Origin of the sequence: Candidatus Glomeribacter gigasporarum BEG34 (genome assembly GCF_000227585.1) — a bacterium.
GTDB lineage: Bacteria > Pseudomonadota > Gammaproteobacteria > Burkholderiales > Burkholderiaceae > Glomeribacter > Glomeribacter gigasporarum_B.
Map to the genome: position 1 here is coordinate 1 of NZ_CAFB01000105.1, position 2,112 is coordinate 2,112.

Consider the following 2,112-nt stretch of genomic DNA (forward strand, 5'->3'; position numbering starts at 1 on the left):
TCGCTCCATGCTCAGCACCGAGCCGACGGCCACAGAGGCGATAAACAGACAGACGACATTCGTTGAACGCCAGAATTCCACTATGGCCTGCGTCAGGTCGGTGGGCAGCCAGTGCGCGTAGACCAGCCAGGCGGGGAGAAAGGTGGTGACAATGACCGGCCCGCCTATGTTTCTGAGTCCAGGCATTCGAGCGCCCAGTTCAGCGCAGCTAAAGCCAAAGAGCGCGAGCAGTGCAATCATCACGGAAATATCATGCAGTATTTGACCGGTGGCGATCAATGCGAGCACGCATATCAGCATCAAGCCGTAGACAGGCAGCGGAATAATGCCGATGTGCATATCCATCAGCGCATGCCAGCGAATGCGGGCAAAGATGCGGGTGCGCATATCAGGCGCAGGCGCGCTGGCTTCGAGCAGGGGGGATTTCATGGGGCGCTCCATAGCGGCCGGTAATGTTCAGGAATGTTCGGTAATGTTGATGGGTCTCTGAACTGAGGCACAATAAAGCGCCCAGCAGGCAAATATTATGGATTGGCTTTCTCTGTCCCTAGCCCCTGTCCGTTCAGGAGAGAGAGGGCGCAGGAGGATGCCGCTGAGCCATATATCCTCTAAACTCTATAAGATAAAACTATATTGTTCAAGAGATATTTTAGAATTTTTGAGTCGGCGCGGAATGCGCCTGAAAAGGCATGATGCTGAAACAACGCACGCTTAAATCGATTGTCAAAACTGTAGGCATCGGCCTGCATTCAGGCCGCAAGGTTGAATTAAGGCTCCGTCCGGCGCCGGTCAACACAGGCATCGTTTTCACGCGCGCGGATTTAAACCCGCCCGTTGATATTGCAGCCGCCGCGCAGTATGTGGGCGATACAAGGCTTGCTTCGGTATTGTGCAAGGAGGGCGTGCGCGTCTCGACCGTCGAACATTTGATGTCGGCATGCGCGGGACTGGGCATTGACAATCTTCAGGTTGAGCTTACTGCCGAAGAAGTGCCGATTATGGACGGCAGCGCCGGCTCCTTTGTGTTTCTGCTGCAATTGGCGGGCATTGAAGAGCAGAACGCGCTCAAAAAGTTCATCAAGATTAAACAGCGGGTTGAAGTGCGCAACGGTGATAAATGCGCGTGGCTGGAACCCTACTTTGGTTTCCGGCTCAAATTCACCATTGATTTTCCTCATCCCGCCGTCAACAGGACGCGCCAGCAATTTGAAATGGATTTCGCCCATACATCTTATGTCCGGGAAATTGCGCGCGCGCGCACCTTCGGTTTCGTGCATGAGGTTGAAAAAATGCGCGCGCTGGGCCTGGCGCGCGGCGGCAGCATGGACAACGTGATCGTGCTGGACGAATACCGGATTCTGAATAATGATGGATTGCGTTACGACGATGAATTTGTCAAACACAAAATGCTCGATGCGATTGGCGATCTGTATCTGGCGGGCCATCCGCTGATTGGCGCGTATGCCGCGCATAAATCGGGACACGCGCTGAATAACGCGCTATTGCGGGAATTATTGGCGCAGCGGGACGCCTATGAAATCGTGCACTTTGAAGATTCGGACGCCGCGCCGGACGGCTTTGCCTTCGGGCCGCAAATCGCGCTGTCATAAAACGCTGAAATGCGCTGTATAGCCAAGCGCATTTAGAGACAAGGAAGCAGCCGCGAAGACAGTATGAGCAATACGGCGAGCTTTGAAGCCGCCGTATCAGATTAAACGCGCTTGGCTATAGAAGTCATTTCGACTGCATTCGCACCCAATAGAAATAAAAAATAGCGCGCCCTCATTTCCCCAATCGCCTTTTTACATTCTGTCATCACTCCAATCAATTTCTTACAGAAGTCCTAAAAGAGAATCAGTAGACTCTTAATCAAGTTTTCGGAGTGATCTGAATACTGATCAAACAGATTGGAGTTTTTACTCCTTGTCTTTTTAAAAGGAGAATATGATGTGGGGCGTATTGAATGCACCGTAAGCGCTCAATTTTCTGCACCTGGCGCATTGCAGGGTAGAAGCGGAGTATGGGTGTCCACCCAATTGACAGTGGACACCCTAAGACATGGATGAATCGGTATGTGATGGACTGCCAATAATCAGAGTGAAGCGAGATGGC

Annotated in this window: 2 protein-coding genes; one reads left to right on the plus strand and one right to left on the minus strand. The window is 52.1% G+C overall.

Annotated elements, in window-relative coordinates:
- Positions 1-429, minus strand: a 429-nt coding sequence (locus CAGGBEG34_RS09195) for a 2-hydroxycarboxylate transporter family protein (protein ID WP_203224886.1), incomplete at its 3' end; no start/stop codon positions are given.
- Positions 430-692: 263 nt separating this feature from the next.
- On the opposite strand from CAGGBEG34_RS09195, the gene lpxC reads away from it, so the two are divergent.
- On the plus strand, positions 693-1,610 hold the full coding sequence (lpxC, locus tag CAGGBEG34_RS09200) for a UDP-3-O-acyl-N-acetylglucosamine deacetylase (RefSeq protein WP_042688514.1): 918 nt from the start codon (positions 693-695) through the stop codon (positions 1,608-1,610).
- Positions 1,611-2,112: the final 502 nt, after the last annotated feature.